We start from the raw sequence: 20,784 nt of genomic DNA on the forward strand, positions 1-20,784 counted from the left end.
TGCACAACACGTGCGCGTCGCCTGCACTCCTTGTGGCCTTTCCGTCACAGAGGGGCGTCTTCATTTTGACGCTGACGGTGCCGCCGGGGAGCATCTAAGCGCAATCGCTTGGTGCAAAATGGATGCAAATCAGAGGCTTGCCGGCCTTCGCGCGCGAGACGGGGCCAACAGTTTCAGGGCAGCTGTTCGAAATCGAAGGCGGTCGTTTCCTTTTCATTCACCATCCTTTTCTATAAGTCTTCGGGCACGAGGGCGTGGCGAGAATCTGGCAGCGGCCGAATTCGGCGGAAACGCGATACGGGGACGTTTATTCTTATGAAAATGATCAAGTCGGTAGCGATTGTGGCGCTTATGGGCGGCTGTGCGATTGCAACCATGGATGTGCGACCAGCCTCAGCTCTCACGCTGATGGATTTTATCCGCGGCGGCAGGAAGCGGACGCCCGAGCAGGCCTATCCGGTTCAGCCGGGCTACGACATGATGGCGCCGCAGCGCCTCGAAGACAGGACAGCGGTAAAGCCGCCAAAGGTTTCCAGTCCGCGCTACTATAACTACAAGCCCGAGCAGATGCGCAGGATTGCGACTGATCGCCTGGTCGATCCAGTCGTGACGGGCTCGGTGCAGAGCTACGGCTTTCCGCCCATGCTGCGGATCCCGCTTGCCGATGCCCGCAAGCTTCTGCCGCAGGTCGAGGTGCGCGCCCCGGCCGAGGTGGCAAAGGCGGTCGAAGCCTTTTATGCCGGCCGGACCGATTTCGTCTGGATCGGAGGCGAGGGCGTCAATGGGCGGGCCCGTGCCGCCCTGGCGGTACTCGACGATGCTGCCAAGGTTGGGCTCGACCCGAAGGACTATGCCGTCACTGTTCCGGCCGGTGACTTCGACCCAGCCGACATGGTCGCGCGGGAAAAAGATTTGGTGCAATTCGAGATCGCCATGTCCGCGGCGGTCCTCACCTATGTCGAGGACACGGTTCGGGGGCGCATCGACCCGAACAAAATTTCCGGCTACCACGACTTCAAGCGCAAGAGCGTCGATCTCGTCGCCTTCCTCGACAAGGCCGCCACGAGCGCTGACATTGCAGCCCTGATCGAAGAGCGCAATCCGAAGCACCCGCAGTTCCTGGCGTTGAAACAGGAACTCGAAAGGCTGCGAGCCGAAACGGCCGCCGCTCCGCGTGTCGAGATCGCGCCGGGAACGCTGCTGAAGCCGGGCGATAACAATCCGGAGCTTGCCAATATCATCGCCGGGATCAAGCTGAAGGCTTCCGAAGCGCTGAAGACCGAGCATGCCGTGGTGCTGGCCGGTTATCAGGGGACGCCTGAGTACACGCCCGAACTCGTTTCCCTTGTCGAAGCCTTCCAGAAGGAGCAGGGGTTGAAGGCGGACGGTGTCGTTGGCCAGGCCTCGATCCGGGTGCTGACCGGCGGCGACACGACCGCCAGCAAAATCAACAAGCTCGAGATCGCGATGGAGCAGGCCCGCTGGCTGCCGAACGATCTCGGCAATCGCTACGTCTTCATCAACCAGCCCGCTTTCATGGCCTATTATACCGACCAGGGCGCAGAGCAATTCTCGATGCGCGTCGTGGTCGGCTCGAAGGCGAACCAGACCTATTTCTTCCACGACGAGATCCAGACCGTCGAGGTCAATCCCTATTGGGGCGTGCCCCAGTCGATCATCGTCAACGAGATGCTGCCGAAGCTGCGCAGCGATCCGAGCTATCTCGACCGCATGGGGTATCAGGTCGAAGTCGGCGGCCAGGTCGTGCCGTCCTATGCGGTCGACTGGTACGGATCGACGAACTCGATTGCCGTGCGCCAACCGCCGAGCAGCGACAACGCCCTTGGCGAATTGAAGATCCTCTTCCCGAATTCCCACGCGATCTACATGCACGACACGCCGTCGAAGAGCTTCTTCAAACGCGACCAGCGTGCGCTGAGCCACGGCTGCGTCCGCCTCGCCGAGCCGCGTCGTATGGCAGCGGCCGTCCTCGGCATCAGCATGGAGGATGTCGGCAAGGAGATCGCCGCGGGCCACAACCGGGCCCTGCCGGTGCCGCAGAAGGTGCCGGTCTATGTTTCCTACTTCACGGCCTGGCCGAACAAGGACCGTAAGGTGGAGTATTTCAATGACGTCTACGAGCGCGACATGTACATGAACCGCGCCTTCGACGCGACCCGTAAGGCCCGGCAGCAAGCCGAGGGCTGACGAAGCGCTCGAGGCGTAGTCTCATTGACGTGGAAAGGCCCCGCGACTGGCGGGGCTTTTTGCGTCTTGTGTGGCGGGCGGAGCATGCGCGGCCGGGACCCACCGGGTAGGGCCACTGTGGCGTCGGCCATCTTGGAGCCGTTCGGCACCTCGAGCTCGCAGAATCCGGCGTTTACTTCTTCTCCCGCCGGAGAACCGTCCTGACGAGTTCCGGTGTCAGTTCGTCGAAATGCTCGATGATCCGGTCGGGCGAGAGACTCGCGATCGGCACATCGGAGTAACCAAACGGTACGGCGATCGATGGGACGGAGGCGTTTCGGGCGACAAGGATGTCGTTGAGGCTGTCGCCGACCATGACGGAGTGTTCCGCGACGGCGCCAGCATGGGCGACCGTCGAGAGGAGGTGCTCTGCATGCGGCTTGCGGACGGCGAACGTGTCGCCGCCGGAAATGGCGGCAAAGCGGTCGATGAGACCGAGCCCGTCAAGCAGGCGCCTCGCCAGCATTTCCGGCTTGTTGGTGCAGACGGCGAGCCGCAGGCCGGCGTCCTGCAGGCGATCGAGCGCCGAGACTAGCCCGGGATAGGGCAGCGATCCGCCCGGCATCGAGCCATGATAGAAGTCCACGAACTCCTTCATCTGCCAGGTCAGTTCCTCCTCGCTCAGCGCCTTGCCGCGCAGCGCGAATGTCCGCTCGATCATCGCGCGGGCGCCGTGGCCGACAAGATGCGTGAGATCGGTGTAAGTAACCGGTTCGATACCTGCTTGCGTGACCGCGTGGTTGAGACTGGCGACGAGGTCGGGCGCGGTGTCGACGAGGGTACCGTCGAGATCGAAGACGACAAGGGGCGAAGACACTGGCAACCTCGTTCTGCAAAGCTTGTCCGTTCGGGTAGGCGAAGTGCGCGGAAAATGCAATGGCGACCAAGGTCGGTAGCGATTCCGGAATCCGGCGCGTGCCGCGCATTTTGGCTTTTGTTTGCCGCGGCGGGCGTGTAAGTGTCTCATCGGAAATTGGACCGGAGCCGGCGCATTGCCGGCTTCGCCGTCCAGGGGCACAAGAAGGAGCGAGTGGCGCATGGACGCCCGCCAGATGAAGATCAAGGCCGCCCAGGCAGCGCTTGATTATGTCGAAAGTGGAATGCGGCTTGGTATCGGAACCGGGTCGACGGCCGAGGAATTCGTCCGGCTGCTGGCCGAAAAGGTTGCCGCTGGCTATCAGATCCAGGGCGTACCGACCTCCGAGCGGACGGCACGGCTTTGCCTCGAACTCGGGGTGCCGCTTAAATCGCTCGATGAATTGCCCGAGCTTGATCTGACGATCGACGGTGCCGATGAAGTCGATGCGCAACTTCGGCTAATCAAGGGGGGTGGCGGAGCGCTGCTCCGCGAAAAGATCGTCGCGAGCGCTTCGGAACGGATGATCGTCATTGCCGACGAATCGAAAGTCGTCGACGTTCTCGGTGCCTTCAAGCTGCCGATCGAAGTGAACCCATTCGGTCAGGTGACGACGCGGCTGGCGACCGAGAAGGTTGCCGCGCGTCTCGGCCTGACCGGCGAGATCGCGCTGCGTGCATCCGGTGACGGGGCCTTCATGACCGATGGCGGCCACTTCATTCTGGATGCATCTTTTGGCCGTATTCCTGATGCAGAGGCGCTTGCGGCCGAATTGAACGCGATCCCGGGAGTCGTTGAGCACGGGCTCTTTATCGGGATGGCGTCGCTGGCGATTATCGCCGGTCCGGAGGGGGCGCGCACGCTCACGGCAGGCTGAGAGCCAGCCGGTCGATCCCGCGACCGCGACCGTGGCGCAAACAGAATTCCGCACATGAATGCCTGGCGGCGGCAATTGGCCGGGCGACATGTGCCAACTCAGGAGCATTGATAAAAATGAACAAAATCACGAGTTTCGCCCGGGCATTCGCAACCGCGGCCGTTCTCCTTTCAGTGTCGGTTCCTGCCGTAAAGGCTCAGGAAGTGACCGAAGACCAGGTCAAGGCGGCCCGCGCTACCATCGCAGCGCTCGGCGTCACCAACAGCTTCGACAACATTCTGCCGAATCTCGCCGAACGGCTGAAGAACTCGCTGATCCAGGCTTCGCCGAACCATCAGGAACTGATTTCGGCAACCGTCGACGAGAAGGCGCTTGGTCTGGCGGCGCGTCGCTCGGACCTGGAACGCGAAGCGGCGACGATCTATGCCAAGACCTTCTCGGTCGAGGAACTCAATGCGATCGCTGCCTTCTATAGCTCGGCGGCCGGCAAGAAGCTCCTGAACGACGGCCCGATCGCCTCCCGTGAACTCTTGAAGGCGGCCGATATCTGGGCAGCCGGCGTTTCGCGCGACCTCGCCCAAGAGGCCACCAAGTCGCTCGACGAAAAGATCGGCAGCGCCCCGGCAGCAGATGCCGGCACGCAGGCACCGGCGCAGCAGTAAGCTTAGGGAGCCTTGGGCTCGTAGACGAGGCCCGGAGCGATCCGGGCTTTTCTTTTTTGGGGTCGCAACTCTATATCAGGCGCAGCGACTTTGGTCCGTCAACGCGGGTCTGAAGTTGCGACCGACAACGCCAATCCCATCGTGTTTCCTTTCAGGAGATCTCCATGAGCGCTTTCGACTATGACCTTTTCGTGATCGGCGGCGGCTCGGGCGGCGTGAGAAGCGGAAGGCTGGCGGCGGCGCTCGGCAGGAAGGTGGCGATCGCAGAGGAGTTTCGCTACGGCGGCACCTGCGTGATCCGCGGCTGCGTGCCGAAGAAGCTTTATGTCTATGCCTCGCAGTATTCGGAACATTTCGGAGACGCGGCAGGCTTCGGCTGGAGCGTCGGCGAAAGCCACTTCGACTGGAAGAAGCTCGTGGCGGCCAAGGAACAGGAGATCACCCGGCTCGAGGGCCTTTATCAAAAGGGGCTCGCAAATGCCGGTGCAGAGATCTTGAACACGCGGGCCGAACTTACCGGACCCAATGAGGTGCGGCTGCTCGCGAGCGGCAAGACGGTGACCGCAGAACGCATCCTGATTGCGGTTGGCGGCCATCCGAGCCCCCATGATGCGCTGCCGGGGCATGAGCTCTGCATCACCTCGAATGAAGCCTTCGACCTTCCTGAGCTTCCGAAGTCGATTCTGATCGCCGGCGGCGGATATATCGCCGTCGAGTTCGCGAATGTCTTCCACGGTCTCGGCGTCGAAACGACGCTGATCTATCGCGGCAAGGAGATTCTCTCGCGCTTCGATCAGGACCTAAGGCGCGGCCTGCATGCAGCGATGGAGGAGAAGGGGATCCGCATCCTCTGCGAGGACCTTATTCAGTCAGTCTCGGCGGGCGCCGACGGCCAGCGGATCGCCAAAACCATGAAGCATGGCGATATCGCCGTCGACCAGGTGATGCTCGCCCTCGGCCGCGTGCCGAATACTAAGGGCCTGGGGCTCGAGAATGCCGGCGTCAAGATCAATGAGCGCGGCGCCATCATCGTCGACGCCTTCTCGCGCACGAGCGCGCCCGGGATCTACGCCCTCGGCGACGTCACAGACCGTGTGCAATTGACGCCAGTTGCGATCCATGAGGCGATGTGCTTCATCGAGACGGAGTACAAGAACAATCCCACCTCGCCGGATCACGACCTGATCGCCACGGCCGTCTTCTCGCAGCCGGAGATCGGCACGGTGGGCATGAGCGAGGAGGAGGCGGCGCGGAAATTCGACCAGCTCGAAGTCTACCGCGCCGAATTCCGGCCGATGAAGGCGACGCTGTCGGGACGCAAGGACAAGATGATCATGAAGCTTGTTGTCAATGCCGCGGATCGCAAGGTCGTGGGCGCCCATATCCTCGGTCACGACGCCGGCGAAATGGCTCAGCTGCTTGGGATTTCGCTGAAGGCAAGATGCACCAAGAATGACTTCGATCGCACCATGGCAGTGCATCCGACGGCGGCGGAGGAGTTGGTCACCATGTATCAGCCGAGCTACCGCGTGCGGAACGGCGAAAGGGTCGCTTGAGCCGCGGTTCCGATGGGCGCGAAAGCCAAGCGCGGTAGCCGATGTTTTCTGGTAGAGTGGCTTTCCAAGCCTCCTGTTAACGTTTATAAGCCCGCATCCGCGGCGTGACCGGCTCGTGCGGAAGTGGCGGCTCGGACCGGCCAGCCTGCCGGTTCGAACAAACTCTCCGTATGCCGGGCGGCCTGGTGGCCGCAGGGGGCGCGACGCGGTCCAGCCGCGTCTGACAACAGGTGATGGAAATGGCACAGACTTGGACTCCGAACAGCTGGCGGCAAAAACCCATTCAGCAGGTGCCGGACTATCCGGACCTCTTAGCGCTCGAGGCCGTGGAAGGCCGTCTCGCGAAGTTTCCGCCGCTCGTTTTTGCCGGTGAGGCCCGGCGTCTGAAGAGTGCGCTCGCTAACGTGGCCGAGGGCCGTGGCTTCCTGCTGCAGGGAGGCGACTGCGCCGAGAGCTTTGCCGAGCATGGCGCGGACACGATCCGCGACTTCTTCCGCGCTTTCCTGCAGATGGCGGTGGTGCTGACCTTCGGCGCCCAGCAGCCGGTCGTCAAGGTCGGCCGCATCGCCGGTCAGTTCGCCAAGCCGCGCTCCTCGGGCGTCGAGAAGCAGGGCGATGTCACGCTGCCGAGCTATCGCGGCGATATCATCAACGGCATCGAATTCACGGAGCAGGCGCGCATCCCCAATCCGGAGCGGCAAATCATGGCCTATCGCCAGTCGGCCGCAACGCTCAACCTGTTGCGCGCCTTCGCGATGGGTGGCTACGCCAATCTCGAGAACGTGCATCAGTGGATGCTCGGCTTCGTCAAGGACAGCCCGCAGGCCGAGCGCTACCGCAAGCTCGCCGACCGGATTTCCGAGACCATGGATTTCATGAAGGCAATTGGCATCACCTCGGAAAACCATCCGAGCCTGCGCGAGACCGACTTCTTCACCAGCCACGAGGCGCTGCTGCTCGGCTACGAGCAGGCCCTGACGCGCGTCGATTCGACTTCCGGCGACTGGTACGCGACATCCGGCCACATGATCTGGATCGGCGACCGCACCCGCCAGCCCGACCATGCGCATATCGAATATTGCCGCGGCATCAAGAATCCGCTCGGGCTGAAATGCGGTCCGTCGTTGACTGCCGATGGCCTCCTGGAACTGATCGACCTGTTGAACCCGGCCAACGAAGCCGGCCGCCTGACGCTGATCTGCCGCTTCGGCCACGACAAGGTCGCCGAGCACCTGCCGCGTCTGATCCGCGCCGTCGAGCGTGAAGGCAAGAAGGTCGTCTGGTCCTGCGATCCGATGCATGGCAACACGATCACGCTCAACAATTACAAGACCCGGCCCTTCGAGCGGATCCTCTCGGAAGTCGAAAGCTTCTTCCAGATCCACCGCGCCGAGGGCAGCCATCCGGGCGGTATCCATATCGAGATGACCGGGAACGACGTGACCGAATGCACCGGCGGCGCACGCGCCCTTTCCGGTGACGATCTCGCTGACCGCTACCATACCCATTGCGATCCGCGCCTCAACGCCGATCAGGCGCTGGAGCTTGCCTTCCTGCTTGCCGAACGGATGAAGGGCGGCCGTGACGAGAAGAAGATGGTGGTCAACGGCTGAGTGATCGCAGACGCGTCGAAAGCTCAATTTTACTGAACGATCGGCGCATCTTCTGAATTTGACAGGGCCGGGCCAGCTTGTGAAGCTGGCCCGGCTTTTTTGCTGCAATGGAGAGGGGAATGATGGAAATCCATGAAGGCGGCTGCCTCTGTGGCGCGGTGCGGTTCAAGACGCAGGGGCAACTGAGGGAGCTGATTTTCTGCCATTGTTCGCAGTGCCGGAAGCAGACGGGTCTCTACTACGCCGCCACGAATGTCCTCGACAGCCGCATGGATGTCCAAGGTGCGGACGAGATCACCTGGTATCACTCCAGCAGGAGCGCGAAGCGCGGCTTCTGCCGTCACTGCGGCTCGGCACTGTTCTGGAAAGCGGACGGCCTTGACTATACCTCCATCCTGGCGGGGACGTTCGACGGGCCGACCGGCCTTGAGCCCGGCTATCATATTTTTTGCGCCGACAAGGGTGACTTCTACGACATTCACGATGATCTGCCGCGCTTCGCGGAGGCGTCACAGTAACGCGCTTGCCCTCAGGGACATGCGACCGCGGATTGGTCGAAGGCATCCGCCAGCGCCTCGAACTTGACGGCTTCCCAGGAGGCGTATTCTTCGATGAGCCGGCTGCTCAACCAGAACCGGCCACGTGCCCCATCGTCTCCCTTGCCGATGAAACCGGCCGCTTCTGCGCGCGCGAACAGGCGGCGAATATGCGTGTTCGAGATCAGGTAGCGTTCGGCAAGCCTGGCAAGGCTGACGTCTATCCAGACCTTGCCGTTGACGGCGAGGAGACTGGGCGGGCGCGCCATCAGGTCGTCGAGGATCACCCCGCCGGATTCCGACCATACGAAGATCGCAATGCTTTCCGGCGGCTGCGTCCATCTCGGATCCGAGAGCAGCCGCCTGGCGACGCGAGGCTGCGCGCGCTCGAAGATGCTGGGATCCGTCTCGACGCGTCTGACGCGCGATCCGCCGTCCAACAAATCGAGTGTGCTCATCTGCGTCTTGAACCAGAGCCGCATGGCGTTTTCGCTGATTTCCGTGGGCTCGAGGGGACGCGTTCTTTTCGTGCGGCCGCCATTTGCCGGGCGGAGCAATTTGTAGGCAATGAGTTCGGCAAGGAAGGCGGTCGCCGTGTTCCGGCTGGCAGCTCCCGTTTCGTGCATGATTTTCAGCAATCGCGCTGCCGTGATGCCGGAGTCGGCGTCGTTCGGGTCACGCTCCAGGTGCAGGGCATAGGCCGCTTGCGTGAGCATCCATCTCTGGTGGGCTGCCACGAGGCGCGCGATGCGCGGAAACAGGTCGTTCATGGAAATCAGGGTACGCGCGCCCGCTTGCAAGACCTCAAGAAATTGAGGGTTTTGCACGAGAGCGTCCACCGTAAAGGCGGGTGGAGTCTTCCGTCCGGCTTCTTCCGTCCCAGCAAGCCGCTGCATCTGTTGCGTGTGCTCCAGACCTCTCCGCGCACCGAATGCTCCGCTTACCCCGTGCCCCGGCGCAATCAATATAAAATCTCACCTTGGCCTAAACGCGCAAGTACGTCGTTTGGGTTCACGTAAATTTTAGGGGAATTTGCGATACTGATGCTACCGGCGGGTGAAGAACCGTGGCTGCCATACTCCGGTATGGGTATCGGCTTGGCCGGTAACCACAGGACCCATGCAGAATGGCGCCGGGAAGCGGACATTGCAGCGTCTCCGCCCGATTTGCAGTTGATTTCAGGGTATCTACGCATCTGTACGATGCGCGCAAATCGTTAACGCACCGTTCTATTTATACTTTAGTGAAGTCTGACTCGCGTTATGGTGGAGTCTCAGGCCACTGTGTCGGACGCCGAACTCCGCAGGGTCCTTTGCATGTCTGAAAAAGCGCGCGCTGTAGGAATGCAGTTGGCCCGGCGGGGACGCCGGGCCAATGAGTCGCTTCCGCTAGCGATGCGTTTATAAGCCGGCGCTGAAGAGTTCGGCGTGCGATTTGAAGAAGCGCTCGGTGCTGTAGCGCTTGCCGAACATCATGTCGTGCTGGAGGAAACGGTAGTCGCGCAGCGTTACCGGGATCTTGGGCTGACGCAGCCAGTTCTCCAAGCCCTTGCCGTTCTTTCGGATCAGCATATAGCGGTCGAGAACGCGGAAGTGGTCGTGAACCTTGCCGAGGAAGCCCGTGTAGTAGGGGTGCTCGTAGCCGGCCTGAGTCAGAATCTGGTAAGAAAGAAATGCCGGGCTGATGCTGCCGATATCCTTGCGCGCACCGGTCTTGTTCGACCAGACGACGAGCGGCGTTTCGTGCTGGGCCTTCATCTGGTCCTTCGAGCCCTTGCGCTCCGCCGTCACGTCCTTCATGTAGCCGGTGCTGGTGTAGACGGTGTTGAGCGGCGGCAGATGATCGCCGAAGAGAACGATGATCGTCTCGCGATCTCGCTGCTTCGCCCAGTCCATGAGCATTTTCAGGCTGTCGTCGGCCTCCTTGATCCCTTGAGCGTAGGTGGCAAGCACCTGGCGGTCGCTTTCCGGCAGGTCGCCCTCGACCTTGATGGTGTTCTTCGCGTAGCGGTTCGGCTCGTAGGGCCCATGGCCCTGCAGCGTCACGGCGAAGAAGAAGAAGGGATCGTCCATCGCGTCGGCCTGGCGGATGATCTCCTTTGTCAGCGATTCATCCGAAGCGAAAATTCCGCGCTTCTGCATCGCCGGCAGGTTCTCTTCGGAGCGGAAGGTATCAAAGCCGAAGGCCTTGTAGACGGCGGTGCGGTTCCAGAACCAGCCCTGGAACGGATGGATGGCGCGCGACACATAGCCTTCACCGCGGAAGAAGGTGGCGAGCGACGGGATCGGATTGCGGATATATTGCTGGTAGGGAATGCTGCCATAGGGCAGGAAGGCATTGGAAAAGCCGGTCAGCGCTTCGAATTCCACGTTGGCCGTCATGCCGCCGAATTCCGGCGAGAAGACGTTGCCGCCCTGGAGTTCGCGGATCGTCGGCATCGGATCCGGCGTCAGCTTGACCTTGGGGAGGCGCGTCGGATCCCAAAAGGATTCGCTCATCAGCACGATGACGTCCGGCTTGCCGCGATGCGTTGTGCCGGCGGGCAGCGGCTTTACCGGAATACGGCCGATCGCATCGGCCATGTAGCCGGGCGGGGCGCTCACATTGGCCATCGGCAGGTTGATCGCAAAAGCGAGTACGAATCCGTTGTGGCGGTAGTTCTCGGTCTGGTCCCACATGATCGGAATGACGCGCAACCGGTCACGGACCCAAGAGAACTGGTTGTAATCCATGATGTTCCAGAAGGCGACGAGCAGCGGCAGGGCGAAGACCACCCGTGCGAGACGCTCCCTGTGCGTCAGCTTGGGAAAATTCCGCCAGGCGTAGCGCAGCAGCAGGGCGATGGCGACGGCGGTTACCAGAATGCCGAGAACGACGCCTATGGCGGTCCATGGCCGGTCCTTCACCAGCACCGGCATCAATTCCATGATCTGCCGGCCGAACAGAAAATCGGTCGGATAAAGCGGGTCGGACAGGAAGACTTGCTTCTGCTGGCAGATAAATGCCGGGATGATGGCGAGCGGCGCCACCAAGAGCGCGCCCTTGTGCTCACGGCCGAACAGCGCGTCGAGCGCCAGCATGACGAGGAAGAAGGCTGCGACCGTCGTCCAGGCCGGGCGCATCGGATCGATGAAATAGGCGATCGTCTCGGAGCCCGACTGGCGCACGATAAACTCGACGGCAAAGACGATCGTCGCCGCAATCGAAAGCGAAAACAGCGTGCTGCGGGTGCCCGCCAGGGTCTTTGCATGACGAACGGAAAAGCCCGGCCTTTCGACATAGACCTGATGACCTCTCGCGGCGGAATCGATACTGGCCACAACTTCTCCAATTTCATAAAACTTTCGTTCAACTGTCATACGACTGTCATCTTGAACGGGGGATGAATGGCGAAACGGCTTTGATGATCCTCCGGTTCCCGCCGCGTCGAAGAACCGCTGGCGCGTCAGTTAACGGCCGGGAACTGCACGGTTTTTCAGATTTTTTCCGCGGACATTGCGATTGGGAGTGGGTTTTTTGCCGCCGGATGCGTTAAGAACAAGCCTTAAGCTGGTTGCATTCGCCGAGGAAACACCGACAGGCCTGCCATGACCCCACAGAAAGCCGTACCTTCGACGCTACGGATCGCCGTAGCCCAGCTCAATCCGAGCGTCGGCGATATCGCCGGCAACCTGGCCAAGGCGCGCGAAGCGCGGGCCGACGCGGCGCGCCAGGGAGCCGACCTGGTGCTGTTCACCGAGCTTTTCATTTCCGGCTATCCGCCCGAAGATCTGGTGCTGAAGCCGGCGTTCCTGAAGGCTTGCCTGCGCGCCGTCGAAAATCTCGCCGCAGAGACGGCGGATGGAGGGCCGGGGGTGATCATCGGCTTCCCCCGTCAGGCCTCCGCGCAGCGGCACAATTCCGTGGCCGTCCTGGATGCCGGCAAGATCATCGCCGTCCGTGACAAGGTGGATCTGCCGAATTACGGCGAGTTCGACGAAAAGCGGGTCTTCGACGCAGGCGAGATGCCCGGTCCGGTGAACTTTCGCGGCATTCGCATCGGGGTACCGATCTGCGAAGACATTTGGGGCGAGCTCGGCGTTTGCGAAACGCTCAAGGAGAGCGGCGCCGAAATCCTGCTCTCCCCCAACGGCTCGCCCTACTATCGCGGCAAGGTCGATGTGCGTCACCAGGTCGTGCTGAAGCAAGCGATAGAGACCGGGTTGCCGATGATCTATGCCAATCAGCTCGGCGGGCAGGACGAACTGGTCTTCGACGGAGCGAGCTTCGGCTTCAATGCCGATCGCTCGCTCGCCTTCCAGATGAGCCAGTTCGAGGAGGCGCTGTCGATCTCCGAATGGACCAGGGGCGACGATGGCTGGGTCTCGGCCGACGGGCTTCGGTCGCGCCTGCCGGAGAGCGAGGAGGCGGACTATCGCGCCTGCATGTTGGGGCTTCGCGACTACGTCAACAAGAACGGGTTCAAGAACGTCGTCCTCGGCCTATCGGGCGGCATCGACTCGGCGATCTGCGCGGCGCTTGCGGTGGATGCGCTCGGCGAGGAGCGGGTTCGCACGATCATGCTGCCCTACCGCTATACGTCGCGGGAATCGCTGAAGGACGCCGAGGCTTGCGCCAAGGCGCTCGGCTGCCACTACGACGTTGTTGCGATCGAGGAGCCCGTCGAAGGCTTTCTCAATGCGCTCGCCGACACGTTCGAGGGGACCGAATCCGGGATCACCGAGGAGAATCTGCAGAGCCGCACGCGCGGCACGATCCTGATGGCGATCTCCAACAAGTTCGGCTCGATGGTCGTGACCACCGGCAACAAATCGGAGATGTCGGTCGGCTACGCCACGCTCTACGGCGATATGAACGGCGGCTTCAACCCGATCAAGGACCTCTACAAGATGCAGGTCTACGGGCTGTCGCGCTGGCGCAACGGCGCCGTGCCGCCTGGCGCGCTCGGCCCTTCCGGCGAGGTCATTCCCGTGAACATCATCGACAAGGCGCCCTCGGCCGAACTTCGACCCAACCAGACCGACCAGGACTCGCTGCCGCCCTATCCGGTGCTCGATGATATCCTCGAGTGCCTCGTGGAAAGGGAGATGGGAACGGAGGAAATCGTCGCCCGCGGCCATGACGAGGCGACGGTGCATCGGATCGAACACCTGCTCTACATCGCCGAGTACAAGCGGCGGCAGTCGGCGCCAGGGGTTAAGATCACCAAGAAGAATTTCGGTCGCGACCGGCGCTATCCGATCACCAACCGGTTCCGAGACAGGGGCTAGCGATGCGAAGCTCGGTCGAGACCTTCGACATCGCAAGCGGCGAGACGCGGGTTGTCTGGCAGACGGAGCGGCTGGTCGAGGCGCCGAACTGGTCACCGGACGGCAAATCCCTGATCATCAACGGCGACGGCAGGCTCTATCGGCTTGCCTTCGACGGTTCCGACCCCACGGAGATCGACACGGGCTTTGCCCGCCAATGCAACAACGATCACGGCATCTCGCCGGACGGGAAAACGCTGGCGATCAGCGACAAGACCGAGTTCGGCAAGTCGGCAATCTATCTGCTGCCGGCCGAGGGCGGCACGCCCCGGCTGGTGACGCGCAACCTGCCGTCCTATTGGCACGGCTGGTCCCCGGACGGGCAGACCCTGACCTATTGCGGCATCCGCGACCAGGTCTTCGACATCTACACGATTTCGATCGACGGCGGGGAAGAGTGGCGCCTGACACATGGCGAGGGCCGCAACGATGGTCCGGACTGGTCGCCGGACCGCGCGTGGATCTATTTCAACTCGAGCCGCACCGGGCGAATGCAGATCTGGCGCGTGCGGCCGGACGGCCGCGATGTCCAGCGCATCACCGACAGCCCCTATGGCGACTGGTTCCCGCACCCGTCGCCGGACGGCAGGCATCTGCTCGTGCTCTCCTATGACGGCGAGGTCTTCGACCATCCGCGCGATCTCGATGTCCGCCTGCGGCTGATGGATCCGCAGGGCGGCAATGGACGTGTCCTCCTGGAGCTCTTCGGCGGGCAGGGGACGATGAACGTTCCAAACTGGTCGCCCAAGGGCGATGAATTTGCCTTCGTACGTTATCGACCGGTCTGAGCCGGGCCGCGGCATCGCCTTGCCTTTCGCCGGCGGCTGTGCCCATATGCGGCCGTCAGGTGCCCGCTTGCTGCGGGAGAATCGGGAAGCCGGTTGAATTCCGGCACGTGCCCAACGCTGTGACGGTGACGTCTGCGTCAAAGAAGTTCTGAACATTTTCAGAGCTTTGCCACTGGATCCTGACGTGATCTGGGAAGGCGGCGCAGCCGAGTGATCCGAAGTCAGAAGACCGGCCTGGCGAGATAGACCGGCCCCGCGCGGACGGCGGGAGGTTGCGCATTGTTGGGGATCGAACGATGCTGCCTGACCCGAACGGCTGCCTTGCGCCAGCCGGTGCCTTTTCGCCGGACGAGCGTGCCGCCGTCTATCGCGCCATCGAGACGCGCCGCGACGTGCGCGACGAGTTCCTGCCCGAACCATTGCCCGAGCCGCTGATCGCCCGCCTCCTTGAAGCGGCGCACCGTGCCCCGTCCGTCGGCTTCATGCAGCCGTGGAACTTTGTCCTCGTGCGCCGAAGCGAGACGCGGGAGAGGATCTGGCAGGCATTCCGGCGCGCCAATGAGGAGGCGGCCGGAATGTTCTCGGGTGAGGCGCAGGCGAAATACCGCTCGCTCAAGCTCGAGGGCATACGCAAGGCGCCGCTCAGCATATGCGTGACCTGCGACCGGACCCGCGGCGGCGCCGTCGTGCTCGGCCGCACACATAACCAGCAAATGGACGTGTATTCGACGGTTTGCGCCGTGCAGAATCTTTGGCTCGCGGCGCGGGCAGAAGGCGTCGGCGTCGGTTGGGTCAGCATTTTTCATGAGAATGAGATCAAGGAGATCCTCGGCATTCCCGGACACATCGAAATCGTCGCCTGGCTATGCCTCGGCTATGTCGACCGGCTCTACCAGCAACCGGAACTGGCGGTGAAGGGCTGGCGGCAACGCTTGCCGCTCGAGGACCTCGTTTTCGACGAAGGATGGGGCGCCCAGGATGGCCGTGTTCCGACTGCTCAAAGCGAACGAGTCACTCATTCTGCAGCGGCTGATAACGCGATCCGCGAGGGTTCTTGAGATCGATCGCGCTCTCTTCCTGTGGCAGGAAGGCGGGACCGACGACGCGGACCTTGCTGGTCTTCGGGTCATAAGGGCGCTCTTCCGCTGGCTTTGCCTCCGCTTGTCCGGAGGCTGACGGCCCCTTGATCGTCACGACGGAAGGGCTGACCACCGAAAGTTTGGTTCCCGAGGTGGTGCTTTTGTTCTGATCCGTCGTGACCTTGGGAATCTGGCAGCCGCAGATGCCGGGAGAACCGACGTCGCGCACACGATAGGCGAAGGCGTTGGGGAGCTCCCTATACGGCCTTCCCGTGGAGGCCGAAACCATCTGCTCGCTCTCCTCGGTGGCGAGGACGTGATAATAGAGTTCCGTATCGGCACCGGGGCATCGTGCCCGGCAAAGCTCGGCGTCGCGTTCGAAGTCGGCTGGTGTTGCGTTCGACGAAATCGGGAAAAACGCTCCGTCGCAGGTCCGCACGCACATGGTTCTGAAGCCGCCTGCGGCGCCATTCTCCATGAATGTGAAATCGTCGGTCGGGCCATCGAACAGCAACGGATAATCCTCGCCGTCCGGGGGGAAACTTTCAAGGATGTTGCGGTGAGCGCGGGCTTCTTCGGTGCCGAATTCACCCGGAGCCGTCTCGTCCCAGTTCAGACCGGCTTCCCCGAAGCAATCATTCAATTCCATCGCGACGAGGATTCGCCGGCGCATGTCCTCGTTGCCCTTCGAAATCAAATGCCGGCGCTGGTCCTTGAGCGTGTGGAGATTGTCCTCCATGCGCGCGATCGCCTCGTCGAGTTCGGCGCAGGCGGCCTCATTTTCGCTGTCGATGTAGACTACGGACTCATCGGTGCATGCCATGCGCCGCCTTTCGTTCTTGGCGCGGCGAAGTTCGATGTTCTGGCGTGAAACCGCGCCGGTGAAATCGCGAAGATTGGCGGTTGTCGTGAAGGCCGCCGGCAGATCCGCGAGGCGGGCGCTGAGCCGCTCGCAGACGTCGGTGGCCGACGCCTGCCCGGCCATCGCCAAGGCGAGCGGCAAGAGGGCCGCTGCGAGGCGCATCATCCTCAAGGTCGCCGGGGATCGGAACACTGACACTCGTCTTTCCTGCATTTCGCTCCGCTGATCGCGGCACAGGGGCGCCTGTAATCACCATCATACGATGTTAAGGTGAGGGCGCAACGACAAGACGGCGTTTGCGTTAATGCATTCGAGGCAGGAAGGGCCGGGCCGCGTGAACGGCCCGGCCTCACATCAGGCCGCCCTTGCGGTTTCGAGCGACATCGGCCGTTCGAGCACCGAACCCTCGATGGCGGCAACGGCCATCATTCGTTGAAGCAGGCTTCTCGACACCTCCCAGGCGACGGCGACCGCGTGGACATTGCCGATCCTGTGCGGCTCGGCAATGCGTTCTCCGGGGCACCCCATCCGGCGGAACATCCGCTCGAGGAAGACGTCGGTGACGGTGACGATGTGGCTGATGCCGGAGGCAAGACCAAGTTCGCCGACGCCGCACATGAGCTCGGCGGCGGCAACCGTCACTTGGTTGGAGGACCGATCCTGGGAGATATCCGGGTCGATGCAGAAGCGGCTCGATTCCCAGACCGAAGCGCTGCGAATTTCCGGGTTGCCGCCGAGCAGGACCGGGAATGTATCGTCCAGCATGTTCGGCCCCAGCGTCGGCAGGAGCCTCAGCGAACCACGCAGCTTTCCAGTCTCCGGCGAGTACGACATCACATAAAGGGGATTGGCCTTGTCGTAGTGGTCGATTTCCCAGTTGCCCTCGGTCCTGACGTCCCATTTCAAGAAGTCATGGAAGACGCGCTTGCGCAGCCGGAACATCTCGTCGATAGCCTGCGGATGTTTCCCGCGAGCGTTTCCGTTCACTATCCTGATCATCTTTCGCTCCATCGTGTTTGCGCGATGGAGCGATGCTGTCAGTCTCGGGCGACACATGTAACTGTCGGTAGTGACAGTTTAATCCGACGATTTTTCCCATAGAATTTGTGGGGTATCGGCCGCCTGGACCGAGCTCAGATGGTAAATTCCCCCGTCAGATGGTGGGGATCAACGCATGGCGGACCGCCTGCGCAACCGCTTGCGTGTTTGACACGACATTGAGCTTGCGCCGCGCATTGCTCATGAAGAAGCGGACCGTGCGTTCGGAAATGCCGAGGATCGTGGCGATTTCCCAATAGCTCTTGCCGGCCGCCGACCAGGTCAAGACCTCGGTTTCGCGGCTGGTCAATCGCGTATCGCGCTCGTCGATCGCATCCGCCATCGCCCGCTCGAGCATCGAGGCATGAAAAAGATTGGCCGCCAGCTGGAAGTCGCGCAGATGGCAGCGACGATATTCGGACCATTCCGTCGGCGACATGTTGGCGCTGATCGCCAGCAGCGCCATGCGGCCGGCCGGCGAGGGCAGCGGCAGGGCGACGCCTTCCGTGGACAGGCCGATGTCCTCCGCAGCCTCGAAGAGCGGCTCGCATTCGGGAAAGCGGCGGCGTGCGGGCGCCCATTCCACAGGCCTCACGCCCCCGAGGGCCAGCCGAAGAATCGGATCGATCCGGTGAAGACCGCGCGACAGATACAGTTCCTCGGCATAGGCGCCGAAGGTGTGATGCAGGCGGCAGACCTTGAGACCCTCGGCGGTCGGTTCCGCTTCGAGATAGAGAAGATGCGCAATATCGAAGGTGCGTCGCATCAAGGCGAAGAATTGCTGCGGTTCCGCACACCCGCCATATTCCACGATATCCAGCAGATCGAGGACAGCCTGTTGATTAGTCATGCCGTAACACCGATTCATGCCCCTAGAATAAACATGGTTTAGCCCGCCGGTTTTTGTCTAGTGCTATATTTCGTAATCGGTGCAACTCTTTGGATTAAATCAATCCATAGTTGCATTTCCGGTGCAAGCGGCCAAGGAATCGCCTAAAGCGCGATGGACCGGAGCGCCATCCCTCAGGCGGGATGGCTTGCCTCGACCACTGCAAGAGCGGCCATGTTGACGACGCCGCGGGAAGTGACGGAGGGAGAAAGGATGTGGGCCGGCAGCGCCGAGCCGAGCAGGATCGGCCCGACATGGAGGCTGTCGGTCATGGTCTTGACGACACCGAGGGTGATGTTGGCGGCGTCCAGATTGGGGAAGACGAGCAGGTTGGCTTCGCCCTTCAACGTGCTGTTCGGCATCACCCGCTCGCGCAGTGTTTCGGAGATCGCCGCGTCGCCGTGCATTTCGCCGTCGACCTCGAGATCGGGCGCCAGCTCGCGGACGATCTTGAGCGCGGCGCGCATCTTGGCGGCGCTCTCGGATTCGCGCGACCCGAAATTCGAATGGGAAACAAGCGCAGCGCGCGGCGTGATCCCAAAGCGGCGTATTTCGCCGGCAGCCATCACGGTCGTCTGGGCGATCTCTTCGGCGCTGGGGCTGAAGCTCACATAGGTGTCGGTGAAGAAGGTCGCGCCGCGCTGGGAGATCAACAGGCTGAGCGCCGAGAAGTCGAGGACGCCGGGCTTCTTGCCGATGATCTGCGAAACGTCGCGCAGGTGTCGGCTGTAGCGCCCTTCGACGCCGCAGATCAATGCGTCCGCTTCACCGCGCTTGACTGCCAGCGCACCGATCACCGTCGTGTTCGTGCGCACGATCGTGCGGGCGGCTTCCGGAATGACACCGAGACGGCCGACCAGCGTGAAGTATTCCTCGACGTAGTCGCGATAGCGCGGATCGCCTTCCGGATTGACCACCTCGAAGTCGACATCGGGACGAATTCTGAGACCGTAGCGGCGCAGGCGGGTTTCGATGATCTGCGGGCGGCCGATCAGGATCGGCTTGGCCGTGCCTTCTTCCAGGAGCACCTGGGCGGCGCGCAATACCCGTTCATCTTCCCCTTCGGCGAAGATGACGCGGTTCTTCGGGGCGTTCTTGGCGGCTGCGAAAACCGGCTTCATGATGAAGCCGGAGCGGAAGACGAAGCGGTTGAGCTTGTCGAGATAGGCGTCGAAATCCTGGATCGGACGGGTGGCGACGCCGCTTTCGGCAGCCGCCTTGGCAACGGCCGGGGCGATGCGCAGGATCAACCGCTGGTCGAAGGGCGAGGGGATGAGGTAGTCGGGTCCAAAGACCGGCGTTTCCCCTGAATAGGCACGGGCCGCGACATCCGACGGTTCCTCGCGCGCGAGGCCGGCGATAGCCCGCACCGCCGCCATCTTCATCTCTTCGTTAATGGTGCGCGCGCCGCAATCGAGCGCGCCGCGGAAGATATGCGGGAAGCAGAGAACGTTGTTGACTTGGTTCGGGAAGTCGGAGCGTCCCGTGCAGATCATCGCATCCGGCCGGGCCGCGCGGGCAACTTCCGGCATGATTTCCGGCGTCGGGTTGGCGAGCGCCATGATCAGCGGCTTCTCGGCCATCTGGGCGAGCAGTTCGGGCTTGAGGACGCCGGCCGCCGAAAGCCCCAGGAAGACGTCGGCGCCGCCGATGCTGTCGGCAAGCACGCGATTGGCGCTGTCCCGTGCGTAGACCGCCTTCCATTCGTCCATCAGAACCTCGCGGCCCTTGTAGACGAGGCCCTCGAGGTCATGGACCCAGATGTTTTCGCGCTTGGCGCCGAGGGTGACGAGAAGGTTGAGGCAGGCAAGGGCCGCGGCGCCGGCGCCCGAGGCGACGATCTTCGCTTTGGCGATGTCCTTGCCGGCGAGTTCCAGGCCGTTCAGGACGGCGGCGGCGACGATGATCGCTGTTCCGTGCTGGTCGTCATGGAAGACGGGAATGTCCATCTTCTCGCGCAGGCGGCGCTCGACCTCGAAACATTCCGGGGCCTTGATGTCTTCGAGATTGATGCCGCCGAAGGTCGGCTCCAGCGCGGAAACCACGTCGACCATGCGTTCGACGGTTGGTGCGTCGATCTCGATATCGAAGACATCGATGCCGGCGAATTTCTTGAAGAGGACCGCCTTGCCTTCCATGACCGGCTTGGAGGCGAGGGGACCGATATTGCCGAGGCCGAGCACGGCGGTGCCGTTCGAGACGACGGCGACGAGGTTCGAGCGGGCGGTGAAATCGGCGGCGCTCTCCGGGTCGTCCCTGATGGCAAGGCAGGGGGCGGCGACGCCGGGCGAATAGGCGAGCGCCAGATCGCGCTGGTTGCCGAGCGGCTTGGTGGGCTGGATCTCGAGCTTGCCCGGGCGGGGGTAGCGGTGGAAGAAGAGTGCCTGCTGGTCGATGTCTCCGCTCGCCGGAGCCGATTGAGGTTTCGCTTTGTCGCCCGTGGTCATGCCGTCACATCCCCGTTTCTGGATC

General features: G+C 62.4%; 16 protein-coding genes and 1 riboswitch. Of the genes, 9 read left to right on the forward strand and 7 right to left on the reverse strand.

The genetic code is table 11. From position 1 onward, the window contains the following. The first annotated feature begins 315 nt into the window (after nt 1-315). On the forward strand, nt 316-2,208 hold the full coding sequence (locus tag ATC00_RS23920; protein ID WP_064254652.1) for a L,D-transpeptidase family protein: 1,893 nt from the start codon (nt 316-318) through the stop codon (nt 2,206-2,208). A 172-nt stretch (nt 2,209-2,380) separates the two neighbouring features. Here ATC00_RS23920 and ATC00_RS23925 read toward each other — a convergent pair whose 3' ends face one another. Continuing rightward, nucleotides 2,381-3,064 carry an HAD family hydrolase gene (locus ATC00_RS23925; protein WP_064254653.1) on the reverse strand — a complete coding sequence of 228 codons (684 nt, stop codon included), beginning with the start codon at nt 3,062-3,064 and terminating at the stop codon, nt 2,381-2,383. A 220-nt stretch (nt 3,065-3,284) separates the two neighbouring features. Between ATC00_RS23925 and rpiA the strand changes: the two genes are divergently transcribed. From rpiA to ATC00_RS23950, 5 genes are all read left to right on the forward strand, one after another. Further along, nucleotides 3,285-3,980: a ribose-5-phosphate isomerase RpiA gene (gene rpiA / locus ATC00_RS23930; RefSeq protein WP_037386118.1), complete on the forward strand. Its 696-nt coding sequence runs from the start codon at nt 3,285-3,287 to the stop codon at nt 3,978-3,980. A gap of 116 nt (nt 3,981-4,096) precedes the next feature. Then, a complete protein-coding gene (locus ATC00_RS23935; protein ID WP_037386117.1) occupies nt 4,097-4,642 on the forward strand; it encodes a DUF2059 domain-containing protein in 546 nt (181 codons plus the stop codon). A 164-nt stretch (nt 4,643-4,806) separates the two neighbouring features. After that, entirely contained in the window at nt 4,807-6,198 is a 1,392-nt protein-coding gene (gene gor / locus ATC00_RS23940; protein WP_037386116.1) for a glutathione-disulfide reductase, read from the forward strand. A 239-nt stretch (nt 6,199-6,437) separates the two neighbouring features. After that, nucleotides 6,438-7,811, forward strand: coding sequence for a class II 3-deoxy-7-phosphoheptulonate synthase (locus ATC00_RS23945; protein ID WP_037386127.1), 1,374 nt, complete (start codon nt 6,438-6,440; stop codon nt 7,809-7,811). 122 nt (nt 7,812-7,933) lie between these two features. After that, on the forward strand, nt 7,934-8,329 hold the full coding sequence (locus ATC00_RS23950) for a GFA family protein (protein ID WP_161951941.1): 396 nt from the start codon (nt 7,934-7,936) through the stop codon (nt 8,327-8,329). An 11-nt stretch (nt 8,330-8,340) separates the two neighbouring features. Here the strand turns inward: ATC00_RS23950 and ATC00_RS23955 are convergent, their stop codons facing one another. Together ATC00_RS23955 and ATC00_RS23960 are read right to left on the reverse strand one after the other, a co-directional pair. Further along, nucleotides 8,341-9,243, reverse strand: a complete 903-nt coding sequence (locus ATC00_RS23955) for a hypothetical protein (protein WP_064254655.1) — start codon at nt 9,241-9,243, stop codon at nt 8,341-8,343. Nucleotides 9,244-9,747: 504 nt separating this feature from the next. Then, a complete protein-coding gene (locus ATC00_RS23960) occupies nt 9,748-11,667 on the reverse strand; it encodes an LTA synthase family protein (protein WP_064254656.1) in 1,920 nt (639 codons plus the stop codon). Nucleotides 11,668-11,934: 267 nt separating this feature from the next. Here ATC00_RS23960 and ATC00_RS23965 point away from each other — a divergent pair, with 267 nt between their 5' ends. From ATC00_RS23965 to bluB, 3 genes are all read left to right on the forward strand, one after another. Next, on the forward strand, nt 11,935-13,617 hold the full coding sequence (locus ATC00_RS23965; RefSeq protein WP_064254657.1) for an NAD+ synthase: 1,683 nt from the start codon (nt 11,935-11,937) through the stop codon (nt 13,615-13,617). Nucleotides 13,618-13,619: 2 nt separating this feature from the next. Beyond that, the gene (locus ATC00_RS23970) at nt 13,620-14,444 is read left to right on the forward strand and encodes a TolB family protein (protein WP_064254658.1); all 825 of its coding nucleotides are present in this window, start codon (nt 13,620-13,622) and stop codon (nt 14,442-14,444) included. A gap of 40 nt (nt 14,445-14,484) precedes the next feature. Beyond that, nucleotides 14,485-14,696, forward strand: a riboswitch (cobalamin riboswitch). A gap of 44 nt (nt 14,697-14,740) precedes the next feature. Further along, the gene (gene bluB / locus ATC00_RS23975; RefSeq protein ID WP_064254659.1) at nt 14,741-15,502 is read left to right on the forward strand and encodes a 5,6-dimethylbenzimidazole synthase; all 762 of its coding nucleotides are present in this window, start codon (nt 14,741-14,743) and stop codon (nt 15,500-15,502) included. On the opposite strand, the gene ATC00_RS23980 is transcribed toward bluB, so the two are convergent. The 4 genes from ATC00_RS23980 to ATC00_RS23995 form a co-directional block, all read right to left on the reverse strand. Next, nucleotides 15,456-16,550, reverse strand: a complete 1,095-nt coding sequence (locus ATC00_RS23980) for a DUF2865 domain-containing protein (RefSeq protein WP_037386101.1) — start codon at nt 16,548-16,550, stop codon at nt 15,456-15,458. The two genes, bluB and ATC00_RS23980, sit on opposite strands and share 47 nt — an antisense overlap. 189 nt (nt 16,551-16,739) lie before the next feature. Beyond that, nucleotides 16,740-17,384, reverse strand: coding sequence for an acyl-homoserine-lactone synthase (locus ATC00_RS23985; RefSeq protein ID WP_037386123.1), 645 nt, complete (start codon nt 17,382-17,384; stop codon nt 16,740-16,742). Between the two features lie 154 nt (nt 17,385-17,538). Beyond that, on the reverse strand, nt 17,539-18,273 hold the full coding sequence (locus ATC00_RS23990; RefSeq protein WP_037386099.1) for a helix-turn-helix transcriptional regulator: 735 nt from the start codon (nt 18,271-18,273) through the stop codon (nt 17,539-17,541). Between the two features lie 173 nt (nt 18,274-18,446). Beyond that, nucleotides 18,447-20,759, reverse strand: coding sequence for an NADP-dependent malic enzyme (locus ATC00_RS23995; protein ID WP_064254660.1), 2,313 nt, complete (start codon nt 20,757-20,759; stop codon nt 18,447-18,449). Nucleotides 20,760-20,784: the final 25 nt, after the last annotated feature.

Origin of the sequence: Sinorhizobium americanum (assembly GCF_001651855.1) — a bacterium.
Classification (GTDB): Bacteria; Pseudomonadota; Alphaproteobacteria; order Rhizobiales; family Rhizobiaceae; genus Sinorhizobium; species Sinorhizobium americanum.